This window comes from Pseudomonas sp. NPDC087598, from assembly GCF_044743525.1.
Lineage (GTDB): Bacteria > Pseudomonadota > Gammaproteobacteria > Pseudomonadales > Pseudomonadaceae > Aquipseudomonas.
This window is the reverse complement of record NZ_JBIUWQ010000053.1, coordinates 1-22,248: the sequence shown is the minus strand read 5'-3', so window position 1 is coordinate 22,248 and position 22,248 is coordinate 1. Positions and strand designations below refer to the sequence as shown.

Sequence of the window (22,248 nt, the reverse complement as noted above, 5' to 3'; positions counted from 1 at the left end):
AACCACGATCAGGGGTTGCGCATCCTCTGAAGCAATGGCGATATAAGCGCCTAATAAAATTTCAGGGGTCGTTTCATGCCGCTCGCCACGTTGATTCATCGCGCCAGTTTGCCCAGTCCGCAGGTATCGCAGGCCCAGGCCCTGCAATGGCTCGCCGAACATTACGGGCTCAGCGGCACGTTGCAGGCGCTTGGTAGCCAGCAGGATCTCAACTACCGCGTCGACAGTGCGCGCGGGCGATTTGTCCTGAAAATCTGTCGTGGCGATTACGACCTCGTTGAATTGCAGGCCCAGCACGCCGGGCTGAAATATCTGGCCGAACATTCTCAGGTAAATGTGCCACGGGTGATTGCGGCCAATAACGGCGAGGATTTGCTGTCGCTGGAAGTCGACGGTGAAGCGGTGCATGTGCGGCTGCTGGATTACATCGAAGGCCAGTCGCTGACCCATCTCGATCATTTGGGCCACACAGTAGTGGCCGGGTTTGGCCGGCTCTGTGGCGAGATGGATCTGGCGCTGGCCGGGTTCGACCATCCGGGTCTTGAGCGCACGTTGCAGTGGGACGCACGCCATGCCAGTGCATTGATCAGTCATCTGCTGCCGGTGATCAAGGATGAACAGCAACGCGCGCTGATTGCCGATGTCGCTGAACAGGCCGAGCGTCGCTTGCAGCCCTTGCTCGACAAACTGCCGGTGCAGGCCATCCACATGGATATCACCGATGACAACGTAGTCTGGCAGCGCGACGCCCAGCGTCACTGGCAATTGCAGGGTGTCATCGATTTTGGCGATCTGATACGCACGTGGCGCATCACCGATCTGTCAGTGACTTGCGCGGCATTGCTGCATCACGCCGGCGGTGATCCATTCGTGATTTTGCCGGCGGTTCAGGCTTATCACTCGGTCAATCCGCTGCAACGCGAAGAACTGCAAGCGGTGTGGCCATTGATCGTCGCGCGTGCAGCGGTGCTGGTGCTCAGTGGTGAGCAGCAGGTCAGCATCGACCCAGGCAATGCCTATAGCCGCGACAATCTCACTCACGAGTGGGAGATTTTCCGTGTCGCGACATCGGTGCCGTTGGCGCTGATGGAAGCGGCGATCCTGACGGCGGTGGGGCAAACCTTGTCGGCGATCAACGGCGAAGGTTTTGCACCGCTACTCCCGAGTCTGGTCGGGCGCGAATTTGCGCTGATCGACCTTGGCGTTCTGAGTCCACATTTCGAGGCTGGCAACTGGGAACAGGCAGGCATTGATCAGCGTCTGCTGACCGAAGCGGCGGCGGCCCATGGCCTGGCGGCGAGCCGTTACGGTCAGTACCGTTTGTCACGCACCCGGCCGGACAGCGCCGAGGAACCGGAGACCTTCCCGTTGCACGTTGAATTGCGCGTGCCCACCGGCACAGCGGTCGAAGCGCCGTTTGCCGGTGTGCTGCATCAAGCGGCGGACGGCGTGCTGCAACTCGATGGCCCGCAGCTCAGTGTGCGTCTGTGGGGCGTGGCGCCTTCGCTGCACAGCGGCGCGGCACTGGTCAAAGGTCAGGTGCTGGGCACGGTCAGCGGGCCATTGATCGTGCAGTTGAGCCGAGGCGCGCAACTGCACGCGCCGCTGTTCTGCACGCCTTCCCATGCCCCGGCGTGGCAGGCACTGTGCCCATCGCCCGCCGCGTTGTTAGGGCTGGCCTGCGATGCCGAGCCGGAGCTGGACGCGAAAACCCTGCTCGAACGCCGCGATGCCAGTTTCGCCCGCACGCAAAAACACTATTACGTCGACCCGCCGCGCATCGAGCGCGGCTGGCGCAATCACCTGATCGACATGCAGGGCCGCTCCTATCTCGACATGCTCAACAACGTCGCGGTGCTCGGTCACGGCCACCCGCGTATGGCAGCGGTCGCGACCCGCCAGTGGTCACTGCTCAACACCAACTCGCGGTTCAACTATGCGGCGGTCGCCGAGTTTTCCGAGCGTTTGCTGAAGCTTGCACCGCAAGGCATGGACCGGGTGTTTCTGGTCAACAGCGGCAGCGAGGCCAATGATCTGGCGATTCGTCTGGCGTGGGCCTACAGCGGCGGGCGCGACATGATCAGCGTGCTGGAGGCCTATCACGGCTGGACGGTCGGCGCCGATGCGGTATCGACGTCGATTGCCGACAACCCGAAAGCCCTCGAAAGTCGCCCGGACTGGGTGCATCCGGTGACCGCACCGAATATCTATCGCGGTGAATTCCGTGGCCTCGATTCGGCGCCGGAGTATGTGCGCAGCGTCGAGCATCATCTGGAGAAAATCGCCGAACAGAAACGTCAACTGGCCGGGTTCATCTGCGAACCGGTGTACGGCAATGCCGGTGGTATCTCGCTGCCTCCGGGTTATCTGCAAGCGGTCTATGCGAAGGTCCGCGCGCAGGGCGGCGTGTGTATTGCCGATGAAGTGCAGGTCGGTTACGGGCGCATGGGCCATTTTTTCTGGGGCTTCGAAGAGCAAGGCGTGGTCCCGGACATCATCACCATGGCCAAAGGCATGGGTAACGGCCAGCCACTGGGGGCGGTCATCACCCGCCGGGACATCGCCGAAGCGCTGGAGGCGGAAGGCTATTTCTTCTCCTCGGCTGGCGGCAGTCCGGTGAGCTGCCAGATTGGCATGGCGGTGCTGGATGTCATGGAAGAAGAAAAGCTCTGGGAAAACGCGCAAGTGGTCGGTGGCCACTTCAAGGCGCGACTCGAAGCGTTGATCGATAAACATCCGCTGGTGGGCGCGGTGCACGGTTCCGGGTTCTATCTCGGGCTTGAATTGATCCGCCATCGCCAGACGCTGGAGCCGGCGACCGAGGAGACTGCGTTGCTCTGCGATCGCCTGCGGGAGCTGGGGATCTTCATGCAGCCGACCGGTGATGACTTGAACATTCTCAAGATCAAACCGCCGATGGTGACGTCGCGCCGCAGCGTGGACTTCTTTGTCGACATGCTTGACCGGGTGCTCACCGAAGGCCTGTAAATCGCCGCTCCCCTTGTAGGAGCTGCCGAAGGCTGCGATCTTTTGATCTGGCTTTTCAAAGGCAAAATCAAAAGATCGCAGCCTTCGGCAGCTCCTACATAAGGCAGATTTATATCGGTTATTTTTGAATATTTTTAGATGGAGGGTTGAATAGTAGCTTCTAAAGCCGATATTTATCGGCTATAAAGTCGCCATTGCTCCGGCATGGCGATATCTGTCCGGTGCGCGCGTTTTTTCTTTTCGGTCGAATTCTCGACCGTCAAAGCACTTGCCCGGAGATGATTCATGAGCCGTATCGTTACCGTCGCCGCCACTCAGATGGCCTGTTCCTGGAATCTGCAAGCCAACCTCGAAATCGCAGAAAGGCTGGTGCGTGAAGCCGCCGCCAAAGGTGCGCAGATCATCCTGATCCAGGAGTTGTTCGAGGCGCCGTACTTCTGCCAGAAGCCGAACCCGGACTATCTGCAACTGGCGACGACGGTGGAAGAAAACGTCGCGATCAAGCATTTCCAGAAAATCGCCAAAGAGCTGCAAGTGGTGCTGCCGATCAGCTTCTACGAACTGGCCGGCCGTGCGCGTTTCAACAGCATCGCGATCATCGATGCCGATGGCAGCAACCTCGGGATTTATCGTAAAAGCCACATTCCGGATGGCCCGGGCTACCACGAGAAGTACTACTTCAACCCGGGCGACACCGGTTTCAAAGTGTGGAACACCCGTTACGCGAAAATCGGCGTCGGCATCTGCTGGGATCAGTGGTTCCCGGAAGCGGCGCGTGCGATGGCGCTGCAAGGTGCGGAAATCCTGTTCTATCCAACTGCAATCGGCAGCGAGCCGCACGACAAGACCATCTCGTCGCGCGATCACTGGCAGCGCGTGCAGCAGGGCCATGCCGGCGCCAACCTGATGCCGTTGATCGCCAGCAACCGCATCGGCAACGAAGAACAGGACGGCTACGACATCACGTTCTACGGCTCGTCGTTCATCGCCAACCAGTTCGGTGAAAAAGTGCAGGAGCTGAATAAAACCGAAGAAGGTATTCTTGTGCACACTTTCAACCTCGACGAGCTCGAACATATTCGCAGCGCGTGGGGTTCATTCCGTGACCGCCGGCCGAACCTGTACGGCGCGTTGAAAACCCTCGACGGTTCCCTGGAGTCCTGATCCCGATGACCACATTGAAAAGTACCCCGCGCGCCGACGGCTTCTACATGCCGGCCGAGTGGGCCGCACAAACCCAGACCTGGATGATCTGGCCCGAGCGCCCGGACAACTGGCGTCTGGGCGGCAAGCCGGCGCAAGCCGCCCACGCGGCAGTGGCCAAGGCCATCGCTCGTTTCGAACCGGTGACCGTGGCGGTGTCCGCCGGCCAGTACGAAAACGCCCGCGCACGTCTCGACGTGCCGAATATTCGCGTGGTCGAAATGTCCAGCGATGACGCCTGGGTACGCGACAGCGGCCCGACCTTCGTCATCAACAACAGCGGCGAAGTGCGCGGTGTGAACTGGGACTTCAACGCCTGGGGCGGTTTCGACGGCGGTCTCTATTCGCCGTGGAATCGTGATTCGCAGGTCGGCGGCAAGATCCTCGAAATCGAGCGCAGCCCGCGTTATCGCACCGAAGGTTTTGTGCTTGAGGGCGGCTCGATTCACGTCGACGGCGAAGGCACGCTGATTACCACCGAAGAATGCCTGCTCAACCGCAATCGCAACCCGCACCTGGGCCGCGAAGAAATCGAAGCGGTGCTCAGCGCCAATCTGTCTGTGGATAAAATCATCTGGCTGCCGGACGGTTTGTTCAACGACGAAACCGACGGTCATGTGGATAACTTCTGCTGCTACGTGCGTCCGGGCGAAGTGTTGCTGGCGTGGACCGATGATCCACAGGATCCGAATTACCCGCGCTGCCAGGCGGCGATGAAAGTGCTGGAAAGCAGCACTGACGCCAAGGGCCGCCCATTCACGGTGCACAAGATGCCGATTCCGGGGCCGCTGTTCGCCACTGAAGAAGAGTGCGCCGGTGTTGATCCGGTGGACGGTACGCAGGAGCGTAATCCGTCCGTGCGCCTGGCCGGTTCCTACGTGAACTTCCTGATCGTCAACGGCGGCATCATCGCCCCGAGCTTTGATGATCCGATGGATGCTCCGGCCCGGGAAATCCTGCAGAACCTGTTCCCGCAACACGAAGTGGTGATGGTGCCGGGCCGTGAACTGTTACTGGGTGGCGGCAATATTCACTGCCTGACCCAACAGCAGCCAGCGCCGCACAAAGAGTGAGTTGAGTCGTAACAGCTTGAGTTGATTAACAAATCAGCAGGGCAATAATTAGCTCGCTATGTAAGTGATCAAGCCCGCAGCCCGCAAGGACTGCGGGCTTCGTTGTATCCGCTTGTCGACAAATCGGAAACCTTGGCATAGCTCTTGTATCGGTCCAGGGGCACTAGGGAGAGGGAGGAACTTCAACAGTTCTGTCATAAACCTTGGATAACGTAGCCGCTCACGAACGGGGAGAGAGCGCTGAAATGAACGCCGAAGTGAACGTAGTCAGCGAGCGGACGTTGCATCCCATGGCCGTAAACGGCGAATCGCTCCAGATTGTCGCGCACTTTTTGAAGTCCAATGGAACGCGTCAGATCAGGGAAGCTGATCCGCGCCGGATGATGATCGAGCGCTACCCCGCTGGCCTGTTCAGCGAGGCCGAACTGGAAGCGTTATGGGCTGTGATGGAAGGATAAGAAAAACAACAGGGATTACTGAAAGCGCTGCCGGGATGGCGGCGCTTTTTTATGCACGGTTATTTTGTACACACCATTCAATGTGGGAGCGAGCCTGCTCGCGAATGTGCCGGGTCAGGTAACGACGATGCCGACTGACCCGACGCTTTCGCGAGCAGGCTCGCTCCCACAGGATTTGTGTGAAATCAGAAACTGTAGGTACCGGTCATCACCACGCTGCGCGGTGCGCCCGGCTGGATTTGATATTGGCTGGTTGCCGACGCGTAATACTCGCGATCGGTGATGTTGTTGAGTGCCGTGCGCAGATCCCAGTCCTTGAAGCGATAACCGACCAGCGCATCCCAACGGCCATAACCCGGCAGTACCGTGGTATTGGCGTTATCGGCATAACGTTGGCCGACCAGGGTCAAACCGGTCTCACCGTACCAGCCCATTTCCGGTTTCCAGGTCAGGAACAGGCTGCCGTTGTGCTTGGCGACGTTGTTGATGCGTTTGCCTTCCAGACCGTTGTTGTCCTTTTCAATTTTCGCATCCTGCATGCCGATACCACCGCGCATGTACCAGTTACCGACGATGTTACCGGTGGCGGTCAGTTCGATCCCGCGTGAACGTTGCAGGCCGGACATCACCGTCAGCGTCGGATCATTTGGATCGCTGGTGCGGCGGTTGTAGAGCTCGAGGTCATAGATCGCCAGCGTGGTGCTCAAACGGTCATTGAGCCAGTCACTCTTCACGCCGATTTCTTTTTGCTTGGTCAGCTCGGGGCTCAGGTCGTTGGTGTTGCCGGCCGCACCCGGGGTGATGCCGATCAAACCGCCGCCCACCGGCGAGAAGGTCTTCGACCAGGAAGCGTAGAACGAGTGATTTTGCAGTGGCGTCCAGACCAGGCCCACGCGTGGACTGGTGCTGTGGCTGTCGCGGTCTTCGGAAATGTTCTTGAGCTTATTGGTCGACTCGATATCAAACGTGTCGTAGCGCAGGCCGCCGAGCAACTGCCATTGATCGTTCAGGCGCAGTTGATCCTGCACGTACACCGCACGGCTTTCGACTTCGGTGTGGCTGTCACTGAATACTTGCATGCTGCCCGTGTGGCGCAGCTCGCGGTTGGGGTTGAACAGGTCAAGTGACGGCACAGGCTGCGCCCCCGGAGTCTTGCCGGTCGCGGCGTTATACAACTTCGGATCGCGGCGCTGGCTACCGATCTCGACACCGGTCAACAGGCGATGCTCCAGGCCAAACGTGTCGAAACCGCCTTCCAGCTCAAGGTTGTTGTAGACGTTGCGGGTGGTCAGATCCTGCTGCCAGTGCTGGCGTGTCACCTTGTTGGTCGACGGGGTGTAACCGGTCAGGTAGGTGTTATCGAAATCGCTGTCGAGCTTGAACACACCGAGGGTCTGGCGCAGTTGCCAGTTATCGTTGATTTCGTAGGTGAGTTTCGAACGCAGCGATTGCGACTTGTCGTCGATGAAGTCGTGATCGTTGCCATAGGTTGTGTCGCGGCCGACATCGGCCGGCCGTCCGTTAACCCCCGGAATGCCGCGATCCGGCGTGCGGTTGTAGCGGCTGTATTCGTACTGCACCAGCCAGTTCAGGTCGGGTGTCAGTTGCCAGCTCATCGACGGTGCGAACAGTTGGCGGTTGCCGCTGACGCCGTCGCGGAAGCTGTTTTCATCCATGTTGCCCATGTTCAGGCGCAGGCTGATGTTTTCGCTCGGGTCGGTGCTGAGGTCGGCGTACAGACTGCGCAAGTCTTCGCTGCCGCCCTGGGCTTCGATGGTTGAACGGCGGCCCGCTTCAGGCGCCTTGCTGACGCGGTTGACGATCCCGCCCTGACTGCCACGACCGTACAACACGGCGGCCGGACCTTTGAGCACTTCAACGCGTTCGATGTTGTGCAGGTCGCGCTTGTATTGGCTGTCGTCGCGGATGCCGTCCAGATAGAAGTCGTTACTGGCATCGAAGCCGCGGATGCGCAAGCTGTCGAAGCGGGTGTCGGCGCTGCTGCTGACGTTGGGCATGCCGCTCAAAGCATCGCCGATGTCGTTGGTGCCGTAGTTGGCAACGTTCGACGTCTTGATCGAATCAATGGCCTGCGGCACATAGCGCACCGGAGTCGATGTGCGGGTTGCGGTGTTGCTGACTTTTACGCGCGGGTCATCGGCCTCCTCTTGTGCTTGGGCGCTGATGGCGGTGGCTGGCAACTCAGTCGCCGAATAGGCAAAACCACTGGACAGAAAGGCAGAAAGCCCAAGGGTGACGGGCGTAAGACGGAACGGGGCAGGCATTGAAAAGCGCATCCGAAAGGGTGGAGGAAGTCGAGGGCGCGAATGGTAATGCTTTGCATTTACTTCTGTTAATTATTCGTGAAAAGTTCCTTCGCTCGATTGTTTCAATTTGTGTCTTACCGGACACAATCTGACCGTTCGGACAATTCGTCCGATTCCCGAAACAGACTGAAAGCCATTCCGGCGTTTTTCCGCAACAAGTTGAGGACTAATCTGCCGGCATCGATGTTTCCCACTTTCCTGCCGGAGCTTACTGATGATCCTTCACTACATTTACGATCCGCTGTGCGGCTGGTGCTACGGCGCCAAACCCTTGGTCCAGGCGGCACAGCCAGTACTGCGAGTGATCGCGCATGCGGGCGGGATGATGAGTGGCGCCAACCGCCAGCGCGTCTCGCCGCAATTGCGCAATTACGTCATGCCCCATGATCGACGTATTGCCGAATACACCGGACAACCCTTTGGCGAGGCCTACTTCGAAGGCTTGCTGCGCGATGACACGGCGGTTTTCGATTCGACGCCACCGATCGCCGCCGTCATGGCGGCAGAGGCAGTCGACGGTCGGGGTCTTGAACTGCTCGGACGTTTGCAGACGGCGCATTACCTGGAAGGGCGGCGGCTTGCCGATGAATCCGTACTTCTCGAACTCGCCGGTCAGATGGGCTATGCCGGTGAAGCGTTTCACACGGCGTTCAAATCCGTGGATACCGAACAACATATAAAAGCCAGTCGTGCACTGCTGGCTCAGCTTGGCGGCCAGGGATTTCCGACGTTCGCGCTAGAACGGGACGGCCAGTTCACGTTGATCGATATCAGCCCCTGGCTGGGCAAGCCACAAGCCTTCGCCGAGTGGTTAGGACAAACCGTTGAGGTCGAAGAGGCAGGTGAATCATCAGCTTTCTGCGGTCTTGATGGCTGTGCGTGATACGCCTTGATTCACTGGCTGGCGGCATTTCAGAGCAAGGAGTCAGCGCAAAATTTACGTTTCTTAGACGATTTTTGCCTATTTAAAGACGATTCTTGAAATTGACACATAGTTCAGGGCGCAGCTACGATTCGGCCCAACGCCTGTGGCCAACCGCCATGACTCAAAATAAGGAGCAGGCCCGCCATGACATTGTCGTGTGCGGGTCTTTTTGTTTCGGGGTGAATAAAAGAGTGCAATAAGCGCCGTTTCAGCCGTTCGACACAGCGCGTTTCAACCCGTAATAAGGAAAACAAAATGTTGAACAAGCGGATCAGTCTGATCGCATTGGGGATGTTGAGCGCCACTTCGGCCATGGCTAACGACCAGGCCGAGTCCAAGGGGTTTCAAGAAGACAGCAGCCTGAAAGTGCTGCTGCGCAATGCCTACATCAATCGTGATTACAAAGACGGCAACAAAGATAAATCCGAGTGGGGCCAAGCGGCCATCGGTACGTTCTCGTCCGGTTTCACCCAGGGCACCGTGGGTGTCGGTGTGGATGCCTTCGGTCTGTACGCACTGAACCTGGAGCGCAGCGAAGATCGTAGCGGCGCCCAAGGTATCGACTTCTTCAAGAAGGGCGACAGTGGCCACCCGGCCAACGACCTGTCCAAGGGTGGCGCGGCGGTCAAATTCCGTCTGTCCAGCACCACGCTGACCTACGGCGACCAGATGCCGGCACTGCCGGTGCTGAACTACGACAACTCGCGCCTGCTGCCAGAAAGCTACACCGGTACTTTGATCACTTCCAAAGAGATCAAAGGCCTGGAGCTGAACGCCGGTCGCTTCACCGCTGAATCGCGCAAGAGCGCTGAAGGCCGTGACAGTGGTGGTCTCAAGTCGATCAACGTGTTGGGCGGTAGCTACCAGTTCACCGAACAGTTCAAGGCTGCGCTGTACGCTTCCGATGTTGAAGACGTGCTGAAGAAGCAATACGTGAACGCTAACTACGTGTTCCCGATCAACAAGGATCAATCCCTGACTCTGGACTTCAACGGCTATCGCACCAAGCTGGACGACTCCTACGTCCGTCAGACTGGTGCTACCGGTGACGACAACAAGATCTGGAGCCTGGCAGCGACGTTCGCGACCGGCCCGCACTCGTTCACCGTGGCGCATCAGCGTTCCACTGGCGATAGCAACCTGGGCTACGCCTACGGCGGCTACCAGAAAGACCAGGGTCGTGTCGGCGACGGTGGCAACACCATCTACCTGGCCAACTCCTACTGGTCGGACTTCAACGCTGAAGACGAGCGCAGCTGGCAGCTGGGCTACGGTCTGGACTTCGGCGCATTCGGCGTACCGGGTCTGAGCTACAACGTCGCTTACGTGCGTGGCGACAATATCACCACCGCGACCACCACCGGTGGTACCGAGCGTGAGATCTTCAACCAGATCAAATACGTTGTGCAAAGTGGTCCGGCCAAAGACCTCAGCGTGAAGTTGCGTAGCTCGATTCTGCGCGTTTCGCAGAAATCCGCCGACTACAACAGCAGCGGCAACGAGCTGCGTGTGTTCGTGGATTACCCGATCAACATCTTCTGATGCCTGATCAAGTGTAAGAAACATGAGAAAAACCCCGACCGGCTCGGGGTTTTTTTTCGACGGTTTTTCGATGAAAACCAGAAAAAACCCGTGTTTTTGTCATGTAAAAGTTGTTTTCAGGGTGCTTCAAACGCCGTTTCAAACAGGGCTTTAAATGCCTGAAATTCTTTCTCATGGACGCAAATTCTCCACCTAATAGATTAGGCCGCTCAACGCAGCGGAGAATTTGGTAATGATCGTTTTGAACAGAGAAGTGGGCGAATCGCTACGGCGCGACAAATATGTCAACGTCCAGGGTGGTGACTTCAATCTCTACGGTCATTTTGCCGACTTCGTCAGACTGACCAAAAGTTGGGAAAACATGGAGCCTGACAGCTACTACGGTCAGGCCGAAGCCGGCATGCGTTACCGTCGTTACAGCGACTTTGAGTACAACCCCAAGACACGCGAACTGAAACAACTTGAGCATCGCGCGTACGTGCAGTCCAAAGAAAACAACGCCTATGTGGGCGGCCTTGTACGGCACTTCCAGGACTTCTCCGATGAAGTCATCGAATCGCCAGTCATGCGCAGCCTGATCGATACCGATTTTGAAGTGTACAAAAGCGTCTTGCCGGAAGAGCTGCACGATGAAATCTGGCAATGCCAGATTCATCAGATCCGCATCGAGATCAAACCCGGCAAACAACTTGAAATCACCCCGGAAGGGATTCACTGCGACGGCTATCCGTTCAGCGGTGTGCACTTCTGGGGCCGCAACAATGTCGAGGGTGCCGAGAGTCGTTTGTACGACATCCACGAGCATCAACTGGCGTCGACCACCTACCAGGAAATCCTCGATACCACGTACTTCCTCGATCGCGACATGCGCCACTACGTGACTCCGGCGCGTAATACTCACACCCATGCCATGGCGTACCGGCAGATTCTGGCGATTTCCTTCTCGCGGCCCGGGACCGCTTTCGACATTGTTCGCTAATCAGATCACCCCAATCGACGGCGTCGAGTGCTCGACGCCGGTGGTGCTGCGCCGCGCCACGGCCAAGGATGCGCAGCGCATGGAGCGTTTTTTTCGCCAGTTCGACGAAGTGTCGTTCTGCGAATGGCAAGACGCCAAGTGCCTGCGCGGCGTGCTGATCCAGAAAACCACTACCGCCTATCTGGCGTTCGACGTGGCCGGCGAAATTGTCGGCGCGGTGCTCGGCGGCATGCTCGGCAGCCGTGGCACGATCAACCATCTGGCCGTCAGCCCGCGCTATCGCAGCCAGGGCGTCGGTCAACGTCTGGTTGAAGCAGCGTCGTCGGACATGAAAAGGGTGGGTGTGTTGCGGATGTTTCTGTTCGTCGACGATGCTAACCTCGCGGGCAAACGATTCTGGGCTGCCCAGGGTTTTTGCGAGCCTCATGGCGAACGGACATTTGAGAGGGATCTATGAATGAAACGTCCGGCAGTGCGCCGCTGATGGTCAACCATCAGCCATCGCGCACGTTTGCCGAAGCCAGCCCGGTGGTGGCCGGGTACTTCACGGTGTCATTTGTATTCGGGTTGATGGCCGTCAACGCCGGGCTGCCCATGTGGTTGCCCGTGGCGATGTGTCTGTTCGTGTACGCCGGCGCTTCACAATTTGCGGCACTGGCGTTGATCTCCAGTGGCGCGTCGCTGACCACCATCGTGTTGACCACTTTCCTGATCAATGCGCGGCACATGCTGATGTCGGTGTACATGGCCAAAGCCCTGCGCGCCTTGGGCCTCAGTCGCATGGAGCGCTGGTGTTACGCCGGCGGTCTGACCGACGAATCCTTCGCTTTCCACAGCGTAAAACTCGGCACCGGCGCACCGGTAAACGTGCGTTATCTGATTGGCTTCAACCTTTTCTGCCACACGTCATGGGTGCTTGGCGGCCTGCTCGGCGCTGTCTGCGCGCAGTACGCCGCGCACTTGATCAAATACCAGCTCGATTACGCGCTGACGGCGATGATGCTCTATGTGCTGGTGTCGCTGTGTAATACCCGCAACAAACTGATTGCAGCCGCTGCAGCAGTGATTTGCATGGGCGCGTTGAGCCTGGTCGGCAGCTCGCCGTTTAATGTGTTTATCGCCACGTTTGTGGGCTGCGGAGTGGGTGTATGCCTGACCAAACGTTCCTGATTCTGGTGGTCGCGCTGATGATGGCCGTGACCTTCCTGCCACGCGCCTTGCCACTGCAAGTCAACACCGAGCACTGGCCGCCATTCGTGGCGCGGGCGCTGGAGTACTTGCCGGTGGCGATCGTCGCTGCGATCAGCCTGACTCCCTTGTTGATCAAGGATCAGCACATACAGCTCGATCGCCCGGAATTCTATGCAGCGATTCCGACGTTGTTATGTGCGTATTTCAGCAAAAACCTCTTTCTCAGTGTGGCGGTTGGGACGGCTGCGTACATTGCGCTCGGCTCGTTCATGTAACGGCAGATCGACGACGTCGCTCAGCGCCTGATTCGATAAATCAGGATTGTTCACCGCCAGGCGCACTTCGAGGAAATCCTCGAAGCCGGGGAAAATCGTCAGGCCGTTCTTTTGCGCGGCCTCGCGAGAGACCATGCCGACCGCGTCCATCTGTGTGATGAGTGACAGCGTCAGGGTTTCGCTGCACGAATAGACCATGCGCTGGCCGTTCTCGTGATTGCCCAGCCCGGCGTCGAGAAAACGCAAAAAGCTGTGGGAATACGGACAATCTTCCGCAGGACGTACCTGAAACTTGTTGCCCAACAACGTCAGCGGGTCGTTCTCCTGGCCGCAATGCGCGCCGACCACCTGCACCTGCACATCCGGCAGGACAATGCTCGGCAAGCCCGGCCGCTGTGGGCCGATCAGCACCGCGAGGTCAAAGTCTTCGTTCTTCAGCTTGCTGAGGTTTTCCATCGACTCGGCGTAGCTGAATTCCATCTGATAATCGGGAAACACCTCGATCAGGCGTCCGATCATTCGCCGATTGAAGTCGGGCGATAACGTGTTGTTCAACGCGACCTTCAAAGTGCGTTGCCCTGGCACTTTCAGCGCCTCGACTTTCTCTTCCATCTGTCGTGTGGCAATCAGCACTCGGTCCATATACGGGGTGAGCTCGGTGCCTTGCGGCGTCAGCGTCAACCCTTTGTTGGAACGACGAAACAAGCGGAAACCGAACTGCTCTTCGACCTTGTTCAACTGCGCGGCCAGGGCCTGCACGGTCAGGCACGAATGCTCGGCTGCGGCCGACAACGAGCCGGTCTGCACGATGCGCATGAGGTTGCGTAAGGTTCTGCTATCCATGGGTAATGCCCTCTGAAGTGGGCTGGGTATTGTTGTTTACGAGACTGCCGATACGGCGCCATATGCCGGCTATATTCCTGCACCTGAGCATAGTTGTCGCGGGTTTAGTAGCGAATTGATGTCCCCGCCGATGGTTGGAGGCTGACACAGGATCGGGTTTTTTGGTGACGTGGGGGTGATTGGGGTCAAAAAATACGCACGGAAAATAACAATTTTCTGTGTTTTTAACATTCTTGTTTAGGGGGCAAGCTGGTTCGCAAGCGGATTAAAAGAAAACAAGTATTCGTATTTGTACTAGGCTTGAAAGTATGTCACTCAGCACAGGAGGCCACCGTGCCTACCTCATCCCCAGCCCTTAGCCCGCGTGAACAACTCGATGTCCCCGAAGCCGGGCGTGTTGCACTGAAGTTCTTCTTCAACCTCATGGAGCGTTGGGGCTGCAACGCCGAGCAGCAACGCACGCTGCTAGGGGGCGTCGGCAACACAACGTTCTACAAGTACAAACATCTGCCGCCGAACATTCGCCTGCCGCATGACACCCTTGAACGCATCTCCTATCTAATGGGGATTCACAAGGCGTTGAGCATTATCTTCAGCAACAGTCGCGAGCGCGCTTATACGTGGGTCAGCAGTCCGAACACGGCGGCGCCGTTCAATGGCCAAACAGCGCTGGATTACATGCTGGCCGGGCGCGTGGTCGATATCGCCGATGTGCGCCGCTACCTCGACGGGGTGCGCGGTTGAAGGCCCCGCCGCTGGCCGAGCCGCAATGGTCCAAGGCTTACCGGATCGTCAACAGCAGCTTCCCGCCCATTGCGCTGTTCGAAGACGTGCTCGACCCCGAGGATCTGGAAGTCGCCTACGCCATCGAGGCGCTGACCAATGATCGCCTGATCGAACAGGCCGGCGTCCTCGCTCGAGTGCGTCCCGAAGATCGACTCTCCGGCCCGGGTTCGACTCCGGTAATGGCTGCGTTTACCCACATCGGTAAAACCAGCCGCTTTTGCGACGGCACCTTCGGTGTTTATTACGCCGCGAGTAGCCAAGCGGCCGCCATTGCCGAGACGTGCTACCACCAGGAACGCTTTCTCGCGGCCACCAACGAAGCGGATCTTGAATTGACCATGCGTACCTACGTCAATCGCGTAGTTAAGCCGCTGCATGATGTTCGTCACGACTTTCCCGATTTACATCAACCCAATCCGCAGGCCTATGCCCCATCTCAAGCATTTGCCCGACAACTGCGCGAGTCTGAATCCTGGGGCCTGCTCTACAACAGCGTCCGCCTGCCGGGGCATGAATGTGTCGCCGCGTTCCGGCCGCCGGCGGTATCGATTCCGAAGCAGGGCAAGCATCTGCGTTATGTGTGGAGTGCGAGCCAGCGCAGGATTTCGTTTGTGTTTGAGATCAGTCAGGTTTGAATCGCAAAAAGCCCCCGCCGTAAGGCGAAGGCTTCGTATTGGCGGTTTACGTCAATGGCTTCCTGTTGGCGCATCCAGCACTTTCACCACATCGTCGATCAGTGCCTTGCTTAACTCCTGTAGATACTGGGAGGCATAAGCGTGAAGGTCAGGGTCGCGGGAGACTGTGGAGTCGGCAGTCAGTAGCTTGGAGATGTGAAGCAAGTGTGAGGCGTGTGAGAGGGCGGCTATCACTGGAACACCGCGATTGGTGCGGAACATCGCTTGATTGGCCTGGAAGGAAAAGTGCGTAAGGCCTGGGGTTTTCAAATCGAGGTAGTCGGTCATTTCGCTTCACCTGCCGTATGTGAGGAAGTGGAGTGAGGTGACCGGTGCAGCTGCGCGGCGGATTACGGATGGATCAATGGCATTCATTTGTGAACTCCCTGTATCAAATGAGAGCTGCCAATTCGTTCTCAGGCGAAAGGGTGGCAGCTATGCGCAGGCTGAGAAACCGGAGATACAGGAACCCGGCAGACCCGGAGGTCTCCCACGCACAGCCGCCATTACACGTGAATGCGGACACAAAAAAAGCGCCGGCAATCGTGGGTTGGGGCGCTGGTGCGCCTGTATCTTACGCGGGTTCTCAGGCCCGGTCGCTGAATTGGCAGCGACGAGCTAAACGGTAGCTTTGCGAGAAGCGAATGAGCAACGGTGGCTAGTAGTGGCTTCTCGTTACAACAGATTTCACAATTCTTCCCGCCATGCATTTCGTCGATCTGCCCCCATAAGCGTTTATGGTTTGTTTATACGGCGTAGCCGTATAGTTCGGTTCATGTATACAATCATCGAAACGGAAATGTTCAAGCGCTATGCAGACGCCATATGGGTCGATGGTGAGCGCCATGAATTCATAAATTGGCTTGCTGCAAATCCTCTGGCTGGTGATGTCGTGCCTGGCAGTGGAGGTTTGCGTAAGGTGCGGTGGACTCGCAGCGGCATGGGTAAGCGGGGCGGTACACGTGTCATTTATTACAACACGCTTGTTGAAGGCTCGATTTGGTTGCTCATTGCCTACACCAAGGCAAAGCTCGACAACTTGCCCGTAGCCTTCCTTAAGCAACTGAAGGAGGAAATCAGCGATGGTCGATGAACTGGAGCAATTCCAGCAGGACTTGCTGGAATCTGTACGTCAGATGAAGGCCGGAAAGGCCGCGCGCGTAACGCAGGTGCCGCTCTCTGCGGCAGCAGAAGCACGCGCCAAGGTAGGCGTTTCTCAAAGTGCGTTTGCCAAATTGATCGGTGTGAGTCTGCGGACTTTGCAGGATTGGGAGCAGGGTCGCCGGCAGCCGACGGGTGCAGCGCAAACTCTCTTGCGGGTTGCCAGTCAGCATCCAGAGGCGTTGCGGGATTTGCATCCTGCTTGATTCCGCTACAAGCCTTTGGGCTGACTTCTGCTACGGAAACAACGAAGCCCCTACATTTCTGCAGGGGCTTCGTTTGTATGGCATAGGCACTAAAATCGTAAAAAAGAATTCAGGCTGACTCTCTATTAATTAAAAAACGTGGCCTGTCCCCCAATTCTGTTCTCCAAAATCGAGAATGTTGAGCGTGCGTTGCAGCAACTTGGAAGACGGATCTCGCTTTCGGTTCAAGCTGCATAAATTCAGCAAGCGAGCGTTGGAGAAAGTAGCTGAAGGCGAAGAAAGGCATGGCAGATGAACTAGAGCGATTTCAGACGGACTTGCTGGAATCTGTGCGTCAGATGAAGGCTGGAAAGGCCGCGCGCGTAACGCGGGTGCCGCTCTCGTCGGCCACTGAAGAACCAAGGAAGGCCGGCGCTTCTCAAAGCGTTTTCGCCAACCTGAGCTCCGTAGTGGCACGTGCCTCGTCTTGACTGCGCAACCAACTTTCGGCCTCCTCATAGGTGTTCATGGAGGTTCTGCCATAAGCCGACAAGGCCAATATGCTGCGTTGGGTGAGTTGAACATCCGATGTGCACAGATCGATGAATAACGAGAGTGCGTTTCCGGCCTCCTCAAATGCTTCGCAGATTTCCAAGGTGTTTTTGCATGTGGACATCAGTTGACTCCCTGTTCCATGTTGTCGGCGGCGAGTTTAGGCGCATAGCTCTGCGTCAAAATCAACTTCGCGTATCAATTTGTGACGGGCCTGCAGCGCTCGTTTATTTGAATTTTGTCGGTGGGGGAGTTCGATATCTCAACTGCTGACAAGGTGCTGAATGGCATGTCTGAAGATTGTTGGCTTTGCTCTATGGGCAGGCCTTTTGTAATGATGAAGTCAGGTGGTCTTGTGTGGATTGCCGATCCACAGCAAAGATCTTTTAGGTAGGGTGAGCGCTCATAACCTAAGGGTCAAAGTCATGACCACTCAACTGTTGCGCTTTTATATTCCAACGCCAGAAACAACGAAGCCCCTGCATTTCTGCAGGGGCTTCGTTTTGTATGGTGCCGGCACCAGGAGTCGAACCCGGGACCTACTGATTACAAGTCAGTTGCTCTACCAACTGAGCTATACCGGCGTGTGGGCGACGATTATAGCGACTGGGTTGGTTCTGTAAACCCCTGAATTCAGACTATTTTTACGCGAGTGCTCGATCAGGTTCGACGAAGGCGCTGTTCCTGCCGTTCGGCCCTTGAAAACAGGAGCCTGAACGGTTTGGCGCAGGAGGGTGGAGGCTGCGTTTTTCTTGAAAAAATTCGTCGTGACTTGCCGGTTTATGTCGTTTTGATTGGAAGCTTATGCACAACGGATCGACTGGATTGTGCACATTGGCATGATTTTGTGGAGGCGTTCTCATTTTGTTCGCAAATCCCTGTTTTACAGGTTTTTTATCTATGTGAACAAAAAATGACCAACAGTGTTAAAGCCTCGAAACAGGCATGGATATTGGATCCATGGGAATTCCATCAACAGAGTTATCCACAGGCTGTTCAGGTTTTAAACGCGTTCGGCCAACAACATGAAATTACGTGGCGTGAGCGGCGCATCGCAGAAGGTACCCAGGCGTACGACGTATCCCTGTTCGACGAGGAAAAGTGCTCGATCCAGATTCAGCCAAAGCTCCAGCGGTCGTCGGAACAATCCTCGCAGTAATTCCAGGTTGCGAACTTCGGACAACCGCTGCCATCCGGCAGCTTCGAGCGCCGGCCAATCTTGCGAGCCTATTGTGGATAACTCTTTGAGGGCAGCCAGATCATGGCAGTAATCGGCGAACGGTTTGTCCAGCCAGGCGCTGGGTAGCGAGGGTGTTGGCAGGTATTCGTCGATACCGCGCAGTCTTCGTTGCAACAAGTCGAAAGCGAGGCGTCGGGCCATCGAGGTGTCGCGCTGGCGTCGGACCCGTGCACCGGCGGTGACGGTTTCGCTCATCGGTAGCGCCAGATCTTCTAGAGACAATCGTAGGAGCGATTCCAGTCCGGCGGCAGATAACGCCTGATATTCCGTGCGACTTGTGCGGTTGTAACAGCACGGGGCGATCGCCAGTTGTTGGCAGCCGGCAGCACTGGCCAGTTGCATCAGTCGCACATGCAAATCGCCACAGGCATGGAGGGCGACAGGCGTGTGGTTGCCACTCAATACATCTGAAGCATTCGCCGCCAGCACATCCTGCTCGACATGCAAGGCATGCAGATGATGACGTTGATTCAACGCCTGACCACTGACAACCAGCGCCGGATCGTATTCAACGCAGGTCAATTGTTGCCCGGCGCCCAACAGACGTCGGCCCAAATGGCCCTTGCCGGAACACCAGTCGAGCCAATGCGTCGGTTGCGATGCAAAGGACAAACGACTGGCGAACGCCTCGATCTGCTGCCACTTGCGCCCCGGCACATCGACATTCAAGCGATGACCTGCCGCTTCCAGCGCATGCCCTGGCAACTCACCTACCGCGCTCAGCTCAGCCGACAACGCCGCCAATGAAGCAAACGGCTCCGGTGCATCGGCAAGGCCGGCAGGTTGGTTATGCGCGTTTTCTGCATCCTCAAGCGATCGCCCCCGTAGCCATGAGGCCAACTCCGGGTAGGACGCTTCCCAAGCAAGCGAAAGATGAGTGAAGGGACGGGGTTTCCACAGCGCCTGATGCTTTGTCAGAAAAGCATCCAGCGCGGTGAAGCGGGCGAGTAGGTCCTCGCCCGTCAGCACGTGGGAAGAATCAACGCCCTTGGCAGGCATCGACGCGCAGCCAGCGCTCCAGCAGCTTGAAGCCGCGCACCAGCACGTAGGACATCAGCAGATAGAACACACCGGCCGCGAAGAAGATCTCTACTGGCAGGTAGGTGCGGGCGATGATCGTGCGGGCCATGCCGGTCAGTTCCAGCAGCGTCACCGTGCTGGCCAGGGCGCTGGCCTTGAGCATCAGGATCACTTCGTTGCTGTAGGCCGGCAGGCCGATGCGCGCGGCACGCGGCAGGATGATGTAGAACATCGCTTTTGGTTTGGACATGCCCAAGGCCCGCGCGGCTTCGATTTCGCCCGGTGGAATGGCCTGGATCGCACCGCGCAGAATTTCGGCGATGTAAGCCGCCGTGTGCAGGGTCATGGTCGCGGTGGCGCACCAGAACGGATCGCGCAGGTACGGCCACATCGAGCTGTTCCTGACCACGTCGAACTGTGCCAGGCCGTAGTAGACCAAAAACAGTTGAACCAGCAACGGCGTGCCACGGAAAAAGAAGATGTATGCGTAGGGCAAAGCGTGCACGTACCACAGCTTCGAAGAGCGGGCGATGCCCAGCGGAATCGCCAGCAGCAGACCTGCGATCACGGCAATGGCCACCAGTTCCAGAGTCAGGGTCGCGCCCTGCGCCAGTTTCGGCAGCCACTTGATGATGACTTCCCAGTTCATTAAGCGCTCCTCGCAAAGCCGCGGGCGGCGCGTTTTTCCAGGAAATGCATGCCAGTCATGGCCAGCACGGTCAGGCCGAGGTACATGAGCGCGGCGACCATATAGAAGGTGAACGGCTGTTTCGACACAGTCACACCGATTTGTGCGTGACGCATGATTTCTTCCAGACCGATCACTGACACCAGTGCCGTGTCCTTCATCAGGATCATGAACAGGTTGCCAAGGCCCGGCAGGGCGATTCGCCACATCTGCGGCATGATGAGTCTGGTGAAGATCCGCCATTTCGACAGGCCCAGGGCCACACCGGCCTCACGATGGCCTTTGGGAATGGCGAGGATCGCGCCACGAAACACTTCCGTGGCGTAGGCGCCGAAGCACAGGCCCAGTGCGATGACACCGGCGGCAAAGGCACTGAGTTCCAGATCGGGATTGCCGAAGAACTCACCGAGCGCGCGCATCAGGTTGACCGTACCGAAGTAGATCAACAGCACCCAGAGCAATTCCGGGATGCCACGCACCAGGGTTGAATAAAAGCCGCCAAGCCATTGCAGCGGCTTGTACGGGGAAGTCTTGGCCAAGGCGCCGAGCAGACCGAGCACTAGCCCCAGGCACAGGGCCGAGAGTGCCAGTTTGACGGTCATCAGCGCGCCGGCGGCGAGCGCCGGGCCGAATCCGTAGAGGTCGATAATCATGGATTTCTTTTCAAATCGCGGCAGGCAAGGCCGGGGATCGGCACCGCTGGAGAGCGGCGCCGATCCGGCAGGTCAGAATCAGTAGATGCTGAACGGGAAGTACTTGTCGTTGATCTTCTTGTAGGTACCGTCAGCGACGATTTCCTTCAGCGCGGCGTTCAGCTTCGCGCGGATCGGGTCGCCTTTGCGTACAGCGATACCGATCTTGTCGCTTTCTTCCACCGGGTCGCCCTTGAATTCGTAGGCTTTGCCGGCGTCGCTTTTCAGCCACTCGTAGTTGACGTATTTGTCCGCGAGGATGCCGTCCAGACGACCGGAAGTCAGGTCGAGATAAGCGTTTTCCTGGGTGTCGTAGAGCTTCACTTCAACGCCCGGCATGTTGTCTTCCATGAAGGTACCGGCCAGGGTTGCGCGCTGGGCGCCGATCACTTTGCCTTTGAGGGAGTCCTTGTCGGTCTTGAACTCTTTATCTTTCGGCGCGATGAATTGCAGCTTGTTGGAGTAGTACGGGTCGGTGAAGTCCACCGCGCCCTTGCGTTCGTCGGTGATCGACATCGAGGAGATCAGGAAGTCGAACTTCTTGGCGTTCAGGGCGGGAATGATGCCGTCCCAATCGGAGGTCACTACGCTGCACTCGACTTTCATCTTGGCGCACAGCGCGTCGCCGATGTCTTTGTCGAAGCCGACAACGTTGCCGCTGGCATCTTTGTTGTTGAACGGCGGGTAAGCCGCTTCGATGCCCATCTTCAGGGTTTCGGCCATGGCACCGGCGCTGAACGCCAGGGTGACGGCCGCAGCCAGGAAGACCTTTTTATAGTTCTGCATGCATGTTGCTCCGTTAGCGGTTGCTGGACATGAATTGTTTGCAGCGCGCCGAAAGCGGGTTTTCGAACACCTGCTGTGGCGATCCTTGCTCTTCTACCAGCCCCTGGTGAAGGAACACCACTTCGCTGGAGACCTGACGGGCGAAGCCCATTTCGTGGGTCACGAGCAGCATGGTGCGGCCTTCTTCGGCCAATGCGCGGATGACACTAAGTACTTCCTGAACCATTTCCGGGTCAAGCGCGGAGGTGGGCTCGTCGAACAGGATTACTTTCGGTTGCATCGCCAGCGTGCGGGCAATCGCCGCACGTTGTTGCTGGCCACCGGACAATTGCGCCGGGTAGGCGTGACGCTTGTCGGCGATACCGACCTTGGCCAGCAGCGCTTCGGCGACTTCAATGGCTTCGGCCTTGCTCTGGCCGAGTACGCGACGCGGCGCTTCGATGATGTTGTCGAGGACGCTCATGTGCGGCCACAGATTAAAGTTTTGAAACACAAAACCAATCTCGGAGCGCAGGCGATTGATCTGCTTGCCGTCAGCGGCAACCAGTTCGCCATTTTTGGCGGCCTTGAGCTTGAGTTCTTCCCCGGCGACCAGGATCTGGCCCTGGTGCGGGTTTTCCCACAGGTTGATGCACCGCAGGACCGTGGACGTGCCGGAAC

The 22,248-nt window shown here is 57.6% G+C and carries 22 protein-coding genes, 1 tRNA gene and 1 pseudogene; 15 read left to right on the top strand and 9 right to left on the bottom strand.

The window, feature by feature from the left end; translation table 11 throughout:
- The first annotated feature begins 75 nt into the window (after positions 1-75).
- The 4 genes from ACIOWE_RS23455 to ACIOWE_RS23440 all read left to right on the top strand — a co-directional run bounded on the left by ACIOWE_RS23455 (position 76) and on the right by ACIOWE_RS23440 (position 5,722).
- A complete protein-coding gene (locus tag ACIOWE_RS23455) occupies positions 76-2,988 on the top strand; it encodes an aminotransferase (RefSeq protein ID WP_401396408.1) in 2,913 nt (970 codons plus the stop codon).
- 285 nt (positions 2,989-3,273) lie between these two features.
- Positions 3,274-4,152, top strand: coding sequence for an N-carbamoylputrescine amidase (gene aguB, locus ACIOWE_RS23450; RefSeq protein WP_401396405.1), 879 nt, complete (start codon positions 3,274-3,276; stop codon positions 4,150-4,152).
- 5 nt (positions 4,153-4,157) lie between these two features.
- Positions 4,158-5,264, top strand: a complete 1,107-nt coding sequence (aguA, locus tag ACIOWE_RS23445; RefSeq protein WP_401396402.1) for an agmatine deiminase — start codon at positions 4,158-4,160, stop codon at positions 5,262-5,264.
- 245 nt (positions 5,265-5,509) lie between these two features.
- The gene (locus ACIOWE_RS23440) at positions 5,510-5,722 is read left to right on the top strand and encodes a hypothetical protein (RefSeq protein ID WP_103304166.1); all 213 of its coding nucleotides are present in this window, start codon (positions 5,510-5,512) and stop codon (positions 5,720-5,722) included.
- Positions 5,723-5,907: 185 nt separating this feature from the next.
- Here the strand turns inward: ACIOWE_RS23440 and ACIOWE_RS23435 are convergent, their stop codons facing one another.
- A complete protein-coding gene (locus ACIOWE_RS23435) occupies positions 5,908-8,007 on the bottom strand; it encodes a TonB-dependent receptor (RefSeq protein ID WP_401396399.1) in 2,100 nt (699 codons plus the stop codon).
- A gap of 256 nt (positions 8,008-8,263) precedes the next feature.
- Here ACIOWE_RS23435 and ACIOWE_RS23430 point away from each other — a divergent pair, with 256 nt between their 5' ends.
- The 6 genes from ACIOWE_RS23430 (at position 8,264) to ACIOWE_RS23405 (ending at position 12,961) form a co-directional block, all read left to right on the top strand.
- Positions 8,264-8,932 carry a DsbA family protein gene (locus ACIOWE_RS23430; protein WP_401396396.1) on the top strand — a complete coding sequence of 223 codons (669 nt, stop codon included), beginning with the start codon at positions 8,264-8,266 and terminating at the stop codon, positions 8,930-8,932.
- A 297-nt stretch (positions 8,933-9,229) separates the two neighbouring features.
- Positions 9,230-10,516 (top strand): OprD family porin, encoded by a 1,287-nt coding sequence (locus ACIOWE_RS23425; protein WP_401396393.1) that lies wholly within the window; start codon positions 9,230-9,232, stop codon positions 10,514-10,516.
- Positions 10,517-10,748: 232 nt separating this feature from the next.
- Entirely contained in the window at positions 10,749-11,495 is a 747-nt protein-coding gene (locus ACIOWE_RS23420) for a 2OG-Fe dioxygenase family protein (RefSeq protein WP_166218415.1), read from the top strand.
- A 79-nt stretch (positions 11,496-11,574) separates the two neighbouring features.
- Entirely contained in the window at positions 11,575-11,952 is a 378-nt protein-coding gene (locus ACIOWE_RS23415; RefSeq protein WP_016986309.1) for a GNAT family N-acetyltransferase, read from the top strand.
- Positions 11,949-12,665, top strand: a complete 717-nt coding sequence (locus ACIOWE_RS23410) for an AzlC family ABC transporter permease (RefSeq protein WP_103304170.1) — start codon at positions 11,949-11,951, stop codon at positions 12,663-12,665. The genes ACIOWE_RS23415 and ACIOWE_RS23410 overlap by 4 nt, the downstream gene beginning before the upstream one ends.
- The gene (locus ACIOWE_RS23405; RefSeq protein WP_007952614.1) at positions 12,644-12,961 is read left to right on the top strand and encodes an AzlD domain-containing protein; all 318 of its coding nucleotides are present in this window, start codon (positions 12,644-12,646) and stop codon (positions 12,959-12,961) included. Before ACIOWE_RS23410 ends, ACIOWE_RS23405 begins: the two co-directional genes overlap by 22 nt.
- Here ACIOWE_RS23405 and ACIOWE_RS23400 read toward each other — a convergent pair.
- On the bottom strand, positions 12,878-13,804 hold the full coding sequence (locus ACIOWE_RS23400) for a LysR family transcriptional regulator (protein WP_201235955.1): 927 nt from the start codon (positions 13,802-13,804) through the stop codon (positions 12,878-12,880). The two genes, ACIOWE_RS23405 and ACIOWE_RS23400, sit on opposite strands and share 84 nt — an antisense overlap.
- A 333-nt stretch (positions 13,805-14,137) precedes the next feature.
- On the opposite strand from ACIOWE_RS23400, the gene ACIOWE_RS23395 reads away from it, so the two are divergent.
- Together ACIOWE_RS23395 and ACIOWE_RS23390 are read left to right on the top strand one after the other, a co-directional pair.
- Complete coding sequence (locus tag ACIOWE_RS23395; RefSeq protein ID WP_401396389.1) at positions 14,138-14,548, top strand: antitoxin Xre-like helix-turn-helix domain-containing protein; 411 nt, start codon at positions 14,138-14,140, stop codon at positions 14,546-14,548.
- Complete coding sequence (locus ACIOWE_RS23390) at positions 14,545-15,225, top strand: RES family NAD+ phosphorylase (RefSeq protein ID WP_401396386.1); 681 nt, start codon at positions 14,545-14,547, stop codon at positions 15,223-15,225. Before ACIOWE_RS23395 ends, ACIOWE_RS23390 begins: the two co-directional genes overlap by 4 nt.
- Before the next feature lie 51 nt (positions 15,226-15,276).
- Here ACIOWE_RS23390 and ACIOWE_RS23385 read toward each other — a convergent pair whose 3' ends face one another.
- Positions 15,277-15,552: a DUF3077 domain-containing protein gene (locus tag ACIOWE_RS23385; protein WP_401396383.1), complete on the bottom strand. Its 276-nt coding sequence runs from the start codon at positions 15,550-15,552 to the stop codon at positions 15,277-15,279.
- 487 nt (positions 15,553-16,039) lie between these two features.
- Between ACIOWE_RS23385 and ACIOWE_RS23380 the strand changes: the two genes are divergently transcribed.
- From ACIOWE_RS23380 to ACIOWE_RS23370, 3 genes and pseudogenes are all read left to right on the top strand, one after another.
- Positions 16,040-16,357, top strand: a complete 318-nt coding sequence (locus ACIOWE_RS23380) for a transcriptional regulator (protein ID WP_401396380.1) — start codon at positions 16,040-16,042, stop codon at positions 16,355-16,357.
- Complete coding sequence (locus ACIOWE_RS23375) at positions 16,347-16,631, top strand: DNA-binding transcriptional regulator (protein WP_016986316.1); 285 nt, start codon at positions 16,347-16,349, stop codon at positions 16,629-16,631. Before ACIOWE_RS23380 ends, ACIOWE_RS23375 begins: the two co-directional genes overlap by 11 nt.
- Before the next feature lie 284 nt (positions 16,632-16,915).
- Positions 16,916-17,089, top strand: a pseudogene (locus ACIOWE_RS23370) (transcriptional regulator); the annotation flags it as partial.
- Positions 17,090-17,670: 581 nt separating this feature from the next.
- On the opposite strand, the gene ACIOWE_RS23365 reads toward ACIOWE_RS23370, so the two are convergent.
- The 6 genes from ACIOWE_RS23365 to ACIOWE_RS23340 all read right to left on the bottom strand — a co-directional run.
- Positions 17,671-17,746, bottom strand: a tRNA-Thr gene (locus ACIOWE_RS23365).
- 419 nt (positions 17,747-18,165) lie between these two features.
- Positions 18,166-19,401, bottom strand: coding sequence for a methyltransferase (locus ACIOWE_RS23360; RefSeq protein ID WP_401396376.1), 1,236 nt, complete (start codon positions 19,399-19,401; stop codon positions 18,166-18,168).
- Positions 19,382-20,071 carry an ABC transporter permease gene (locus tag ACIOWE_RS23355; RefSeq protein ID WP_401396373.1) on the bottom strand — a complete coding sequence of 230 codons (690 nt, stop codon included), beginning with the start codon at positions 20,069-20,071 and terminating at the stop codon, positions 19,382-19,384. Before ACIOWE_RS23355 ends, ACIOWE_RS23360 begins: the two co-directional genes overlap by 20 nt.
- Complete coding sequence (locus ACIOWE_RS23350; protein WP_166218433.1) at positions 20,071-20,763, bottom strand: ABC transporter permease; 693 nt, start codon at positions 20,761-20,763, stop codon at positions 20,071-20,073. Before ACIOWE_RS23350 ends, ACIOWE_RS23355 begins: the two co-directional genes overlap by 1 nt.
- 78 nt (positions 20,764-20,841) lie before the next feature.
- Positions 20,842-21,588 carry an ABC transporter substrate-binding protein gene (locus tag ACIOWE_RS23345; RefSeq protein ID WP_401396370.1) on the bottom strand — a complete coding sequence of 249 codons (747 nt, stop codon included), beginning with the start codon at positions 21,586-21,588 and terminating at the stop codon, positions 20,842-20,844.
- A 13-nt stretch (positions 21,589-21,601) separates the two neighbouring features.
- The coding region (locus ACIOWE_RS23340) for an ATP-binding cassette domain-containing protein (RefSeq protein ID WP_401396367.1) at positions 21,602-22,248 on the bottom strand (647 nt) is incomplete at its 5' end.

Bases quoted from the DNA above. Each gene is read 5' to 3' on its own strand.
- ACIOWE_RS23455 (WP_401396408.1), top strand. From the start codon at position 76: ATGCCGCTCGCCACGTTGATTCATCGCGCCAGTTTGCCCAGTCCGCAG.
- aguB (WP_401396405.1), top strand. From the start codon at position 3,274: ATGAGCCGTATCGTTACCGTCGCCGCCACTCAGATGGCCTGTTCCTGG.
- aguA (WP_401396402.1), top strand. From the start codon at position 4,158: ATGACCACATTGAAAAGTACCCCGCGCGCCGACGGCTTCTACATGCCG.
- ACIOWE_RS23440 (WP_103304166.1), top strand. From the start codon at position 5,510: ATGAACGCCGAAGTGAACGTAGTCAGCGAGCGGACGTTGCATCCCATG.
- ACIOWE_RS23435 (WP_401396399.1), bottom strand. From the start codon at position 8,007: ATGCCTGCCCCGTTCCGTCTTACGCCCGTCACCCTTGGGCTTTCTGCC.
- ACIOWE_RS23430 (WP_401396396.1), top strand. From the start codon at position 8,264: ATGATCCTTCACTACATTTACGATCCGCTGTGCGGCTGGTGCTACGGC.
- ACIOWE_RS23425 (WP_401396393.1), top strand. From the start codon at position 9,230: ATGTTGAACAAGCGGATCAGTCTGATCGCATTGGGGATGTTGAGCGCC.
- ACIOWE_RS23420 (WP_166218415.1), top strand. From the start codon at position 10,749: ATGATCGTTTTGAACAGAGAAGTGGGCGAATCGCTACGGCGCGACAAA.
- ACIOWE_RS23415 (WP_016986309.1), top strand. From the start codon at position 11,575: ATGGAGCGTTTTTTTCGCCAGTTCGACGAAGTGTCGTTCTGCGAATGG.
- ACIOWE_RS23410 (WP_103304170.1), top strand. From the start codon at position 11,949: ATGAATGAAACGTCCGGCAGTGCGCCGCTGATGGTCAACCATCAGCCA.
- ACIOWE_RS23405 (WP_007952614.1), top strand. From the start codon at position 12,644: ATGCCTGACCAAACGTTCCTGATTCTGGTGGTCGCGCTGATGATGGCC.
- ACIOWE_RS23400 (WP_201235955.1), bottom strand. From the start codon at position 13,804: ATGGATAGCAGAACCTTACGCAACCTCATGCGCATCGTGCAGACCGGC.
- ACIOWE_RS23385 (WP_401396383.1), bottom strand. From the start codon at position 15,552: ATGACCGACTACCTCGATTTGAAAACCCCAGGCCTTACGCACTTTTCC.
- ACIOWE_RS23380 (WP_401396380.1), top strand. From the start codon at position 16,040: ATGTATACAATCATCGAAACGGAAATGTTCAAGCGCTATGCAGACGCC.
- ACIOWE_RS23375 (WP_016986316.1), top strand. From the start codon at position 16,347: ATGGTCGATGAACTGGAGCAATTCCAGCAGGACTTGCTGGAATCTGTA.
- ACIOWE_RS23360 (WP_401396376.1), bottom strand. From the start codon at position 19,401: ATGCCTGCCAAGGGCGTTGATTCTTCCCACGTGCTGACGGGCGAGGAC.
- ACIOWE_RS23355 (WP_401396373.1), bottom strand. From the start codon at position 20,071: ATGAACTGGGAAGTCATCATCAAGTGGCTGCCGAAACTGGCGCAGGGC.
- ACIOWE_RS23350 (WP_166218433.1), bottom strand. From the start codon at position 20,763: ATGATTATCGACCTCTACGGATTCGGCCCGGCGCTCGCCGCCGGCGCG.
- ACIOWE_RS23345 (WP_401396370.1), bottom strand. From the start codon at position 21,588: ATGCAGAACTATAAAAAGGTCTTCCTGGCTGCGGCCGTCACCCTGGCG.